At 66.6% G+C, this 5,261-nt stretch carries 5 protein-coding genes; 1 reads left to right on the forward strand and 4 read right to left on the reverse strand.

All coding sequences use genetic code 11. The annotated features are described in order from the left end of the window. Together glcE and glcD are read right to left on the reverse strand one after the other, a co-directional pair. Window positions 1-630: glycolate oxidase subunit GlcE (glcE, locus tag F3J14_RS33420; RefSeq protein WP_166726536.1), on the reverse strand; the 630-nt coding region annotated here is incomplete at its 3' end. Further along, complete coding sequence (glcD, locus tag F3J14_RS33425; RefSeq protein ID WP_166726538.1) at window positions 630-2,129, reverse strand: glycolate oxidase subunit GlcD; 1,500 nt, start codon at window positions 2,127-2,129, stop codon at window positions 630-632. The genes glcD and glcE, both read right to left, overlap by 1 nt. Before the next feature lie 223 nt (window positions 2,130-2,352). Here glcD and glcC point away from each other — a divergent pair, with 223 nt between their 5' ends. Then, a complete protein-coding gene (glcC, locus tag F3J14_RS33430; protein ID WP_166726539.1) occupies window positions 2,353-3,123 on the forward strand; it encodes a transcriptional regulator GlcC in 771 nt (256 codons plus the stop codon). Window positions 3,124-3,517: 394 nt separating this feature from the next. Here glcC and F3J14_RS33435 read toward each other — a convergent pair whose 3' ends face one another. Both F3J14_RS33435 and F3J14_RS33440 read right to left on the reverse strand, forming a co-directional pair. Then, window positions 3,518-4,369, reverse strand: coding sequence for a carbohydrate ABC transporter permease (locus F3J14_RS33435; protein ID WP_166726541.1), 852 nt, complete (start codon window positions 4,367-4,369; stop codon window positions 3,518-3,520). Between the two features lie 21 nt (window positions 4,370-4,390). Beyond that, window positions 4,391-5,261 (reverse strand): sugar ABC transporter permease (locus F3J14_RS33440; protein ID WP_247682342.1); only part of this gene is annotated, 871 nt, incomplete at its 5' end.

Here is a 5,261-nt window from a genome sequence, read left to right on the forward strand (position 1 = left end):
TCCCGCGAGCGGCAGCCCCGCGCGACGCCATCCGGCGACGCGCTGCACGGCTTCGCCTGCCGTGAGCGGCAACGCGAGATCGCGGCTCGCGCGCGGCTTCGGCAGCACCTTCAGCGAGACCTCGGTCACGACGCCGAGGCAGCCGAAGCTGCCCGCGAGCAGCCGCGATACGTCGTAGCCCGCGACGTTCTTCATCACTTCGCCGCCGAAGCGCAGGTGCTTCGCGTGGCCGGTGATCACGCGGCAGCCGAGCACGAAATCGCGCACCGCGCCGGCCCACGGGCGGCGCGGCCCCGACAGCGCGGCCGAGAACATGCCGCCGACCGTGGCCGTGCCGCCGAACGTGGGCGGCTCGCACGGCAGCATTTGGCCGGCCACGTCGAGCATCGCCTCGAGTTCGGCGAGTGGCGTGCCCGCGCGCGCGGTGATCACGAGTTCGGTCGGGTCGTACGCGACGATGCCGCGGTGCGTGCGCACGTCGAGCGTGCGGCCTTCGACGGCGCGGCCGAGAAAGGACTTCGTGCCCGCGCCGCGGATGAGCAGCGGCTGGCGATCGTGGATCGCGGCGTCGACCTGCGCGACGAGCGCCGCGCTGTCGTCGATCGATTCGGGTTCGCGTTCGCGTCGCATCAGAAGCGCTCCAGTTCGGGGAACGGCAGCTTGCCGTGATGGACGTGCATCGCGCCGAATTCGGCGCAACGGTGCAGCGTCGGGATGTTCTTGCCGGGATTGAGCAGGCGGCGCGGATCGAACGCGGCCTTCACCGCGTGGAAGAACGTGATTTCGTCGGCGTTGAACTGCACGCACATCTGGTTGATCTTTTCGCGCCCGACGCCGTGCTCGCCGGTGATGCTGCCGCCCACCGCGACGCACAGCTCGAGGATCTTGCCGCCGAGCGCTTCCGCGCGGTCGAGTTCGCCGGGACGGTTCGCGTCGAACAGGATCAGCGGATGCATGTTGCCGTCGCCCGCATGGAACACGTTCGCGACCGGCAGCGCGTATTGCGCGGACAACGCGGCGATCCCTTCGAGCACGCGCGGCAGCTCGCGGCGCGGGATCGTGCCGTCCATGCAGTAGTAGTCGGGCGACATGCGGCCGACCGCCGGAAACGCGTTCTTGCGGCCGGCCCAGAAGCGCTGCCGCTCGGCCTCGTCGCGTGCTACCCGGATCTCCGACGCGCCGGCGTCGCGCAGCAGCGCGGCGACGCGTTCGGCGTCTTCTTCGACATCGGTCGCCGCGCCGTCGAGTTCGCACAGCAGGATCGCCTGCGCATCGACCGGGTAGCCTGCGTGGATGAAGTCCTCGGCCGCGCGGATCGCGAGGTTGTCCATCATTTCGAGCCCGCCCGGGATCACGCCCGCGCCGATGATCCGCGCGACCGCCGCGCCGGCTTCGGCGACGTCGTCGAAGCTCACCATCAGCACCTTCACGCTCGGCGGTTTCGGGAGCAGCTTCACCGTCACCTCGGTGACGATGCCGAGCATGCCTTCGGAGCCGGTGAACAGCGCGAGCAGGTCGAAGCCGGGCGCGTCGAGCCCGTCGGCGCCGAGCGTCAGCGTGTCGCCGTCGATCGTCAGGATCTCGACCTTCAGGATGTTGTGCACCGTCAGCCCGTATTTCAGGCAGTGCACGCCGCCCGCGTTTTCGGCGACGTTGCCGCCGATCGAGCAGGCGATCTGCGACGACGGGTCCGGCGCGTAGTAGAGGTCGTAGGGCGCGGCGGCCTGCGAGATCGCGAGGTTGCGCACGCCGGGCTGCACGCGCGCGATGCCGGCATCGGCGTCGATCTCGAGAATCCGGTTGAACTTCGCCATCACGAGCAGGATGCCTTTTTCGAGCGGCATCGCGCCGCCCGACAGACCGGTGCCTGCGCCGCGCGCGACGACCGGCACGCCGTGCGCGGCCGCGACGCGCAGCACAGCGCGCACCTGCTCGACCGTGTCGGGCAGCACGACCGCGAGCGGCACCGTGCGGTACGCGGCGAGGCCGTCGCATTCGAACGGCTTCAGCGCCTCGCGCTCGTGCAGCACGTCGAGGCCGGGCGCCGCCGCACCGAGCGCGGCGACGAGCGTGTCGCGGTCGACGGTCGCCAGCGGGCCGTCGATCCGTTCGTCGTAGATGAAACTCATCGTGTGTCTCCGTCTCCACCATGCAGGCGGCCGCGGCATGCGCGGCGCACCGGATGAACGGCATTCTTGGCGGGCGGCCGGTGCGTGTCCAGACGTCGCGAACGTGGTCGTACCAGTTTTTCGAAACGGGCCTGGCGGGTGGAAGCGGCCGTGGCGGGAAACCTAATCAACACAAGGGTTTGTGGGAAAATAGGCGATATCCTACCGAAGTGGTCATACCAGTATGGAAAGGCAAGATCGACAAGCACCGGCGCGCAATGTCGCCGACGTCGTCGCCGAGCGGATCGAGCAGTTGATCGTCGACGGCGTGCTGAAGGGCGGGCAGGCGCTGCCGTCCGAGCGGCGGCTCACCGAGAAGCTCGGCGTGTCGCGCACGGCCGTGCGCGAAGGGATGAAGCTGCTGCGTGCGCGCGGGATCATCGACACGACGCACGGCAAGGGTTCGTTCGTCGCGAGTCTGACCCCGCAGCGCGAAGTGTCGCCGATGATGCATCTGCTCGGCTCGCAGCCGCGCACGCTGTACGACCTGTTCGAGGTACGCGGGATGCTCGAGACCGAAGCCGCGCGGCTCGCGGCGCTGCGCGGTACGCCGGCCGACTTCATCCTGATCAAGCGTCGCTATGAGGAGATGACGGCGGCCGATGCGCAGGATCTCGATCCGGCGGCGCGGGCGAAGCTCGATCATGCGTTTCATCTCGCGATCTGCGAGGCGTCGCACAATCCGGTGCTCGTCAATACGTTGCAGTCGTTGACGGATCTGCTGCTGAGTTCGGTGTTTGCGTCGGTGAACAATCTCTATCACCGCGAGCCGTTGAAGAAGCAGATCGACCGCCAGCATGCGCGGCTTTATAACGCGGTGACCGGGCGGCTGCCCGACCAGGCGCGTAAGGCCGCGAGCGAGCATATCCGGCAGTGCGTCGACTATCTGCGCGAGATCGAGCAGGAAGAACAGCGGCTCGTGCGCTCGACGTTGCGGCTCGAAGGGTGGACCTGAACAGGATGACCGGAGCGGGCGATGCCGCCATGACGTGTATCAAGCATGTCTGGGTGGCGGTGCGGCCTGGCGGTCGAATATGTCGCAATGTGAGCTATTCGATGCGTGGCCCGACACGACCCGTTTCGCCTTTGCGCGACACGCGCGCTGGCGGTTGACCGTGACGCGCCGCCGATCCTTGAAGGAGGACGCTGCATGTCGATTCCAATGCGTGACGACGGGCACGTGGCCCGCGCCGTCCAGATCCTGCGATTCAATATTCGCCGCAAATTCTGCGGAGAACAGCCGCTCTATTCACCGCACCGTCAAACCCGGCGGAACCAAAAAAAAGCCCGCCGAAGCGGGCAACCTCTCGATGAAGAGGAGAAGATCAGAATCCGCGATCAGCGCCGGCTCAACCTTTCGTCGCCCCGAAGGTCAGCCCCGCGACGAAATGCTTCTGCATCGCGAAGAACATCGCGACCGACGGCAACGCGGCAAGAATCGACCCGGCCGACACGAGGTTCCACGATGTCGTCCATTGTCCCTTCAACGCGGCAACGCCTGCCGTAATCGGCGCAGCCTCATCGCCTTGCGTGAGGCACAGCGCCCAGAAGTAATCGTTCCACACGAACGTGAAAACAAGAATCGCGAGCGCGGCCAACGCAGGCCGGATCAGCGGCAACACGATCCGCCAGAACACCGTCCATTCGCCCGCACCTTCAATCCGCGCGGCCTCGATCAATTCGAACGGCAACTGCTTGATGAAGTTGCGCAGAAACAGCGTGCAGAACCCCGTCTGAAACGCGACATGAAACAGGATCAGCGCCTCGACGGTATTGAACACACCGAGCCGCAGCGACAAGTCCCGCACCGGGATCATCAACACCTGCACCGGCACGAAGTTCCCCGCGACGAACGTCCCGAACAGCGCGGTACTCCCGCGAAACTTGTAGGTCGCGAGCGCAAAGCCCGCCATCGCCGCCAGCGCGATCGACCCGATAACGGACGGTACCGTGATCTGCACGCTGTTCCAGAAGTAATGCAGCATCGGCGACGTGGTCAGCGCATCGCGATAGTTGCTGATCATCGAGAAGTGCCGCGGCCAGCCCCAGTAGTGACCTTCGACCAGTTCCTCGGTCGAGCGCACCGACGTGATGAACACCGCGATCATCGGCAGCAGCCAGATCACGAGCGCGACGGGCAGCGACAGCTTGTACAGCCGGCGCGAGACCGGCTTCCAGTGGGCAACGGGTGTCGGAAACATGATGAATGAACTCCCGGTAGGTCACTGCTCGTTGCGCAGCATGCGGCGCAACTGGAACACGATGTAGACGAGCATGATCGCGAACAGCACGACCGCGATCGATGCGGAATAGCCGAGCCGGTAGTACTTGATCGCCTGGTCGTACATGTAATACGCGAGCACGGTCGAGCTCTCGAACGGGCCGCCGCCCGTCATCACCGAAATCAGGTCGAAGCTGCGCAGCGCGCCGATCACCGTGACGACGATCGCCATGAACGTGGTCGGGCGCAACTGCGGCAGCACGACGTGCCACAGCAGCGCGAAGCCGCGCGCGCCTTCCATCCGCGCCGCTTCGATCTGCTCCGGGTTGACCGACGTGAGACCGGTCAGGTACAGGATCATGCAGTACGCGGTCTGCGGCCACAGCGCGGCGAACACGATGCCGAACGTCGCATAGCGCGCATCGCCGAGCACCGGGATCCCGTGTCCGGCGATCAGCGCGAGCAGCCCGAAGGTCGGATCGTAGAACCACGAGAAGATCAGGCCGACGACCACGCCGGACAGCACGAACGGCGCGAAGAACAGCGACTTCACGAGCCGGATGCCGGCCACCGCCTGGTTCAGGTACAGCGCGAGCGCGAGGCCGAGCGGCGGCGCGAGCATGAACAGCGCAAGCCAGATCACGTTGTTGCGCAGCGCGGTGTAGAAGGTCGGCGCGCGCAGCAGCTCGACGTAGTTCGCGAGACCGACGAACGTGCGCTCGGTCATCCCGTCCCAGTTGCAGAGGCTCAGCCACAGCGTCGACAGGATCGGCCAGATCACATAGACGGCAACCATCGCGCACGCGGGCGCGAGAAAGAGCCACGCGGCGCGCTGTTGCCGCCGCACGGCAGGCGACGGGCGGCGCGCGGGC

Origin of the sequence: Burkholderia sp. Tr-862, from assembly GCF_011753085.1 — a bacterium.
Classification (GTDB): domain Bacteria; phylum Pseudomonadota; class Gammaproteobacteria; order Burkholderiales; family Burkholderiaceae; genus Burkholderia; species Burkholderia ambifaria.

What these genes read in the sequence shown, in the direction of transcription:
- glcC (WP_166726539.1), top strand. Translation starts at nt 2,353, where the DNA reads ATGGAAAGGCAAGATCGACAAGCACCGGCGCGCAATGTCGCCGACGTC.
- F3J14_RS33435 (WP_166726541.1), bottom strand. Translation starts at nt 4,369, where the DNA reads ATGTTTCCGACACCCGTTGCCCACTGGAAGCCGGTCTCGCGCCGGCTG.
- glcD (WP_166726538.1), bottom strand. Translation starts at nt 2,129, where the DNA reads ATGAGTTTCATCTACGACGAACGGATCGACGGCCCGCTGGCGACCGTC.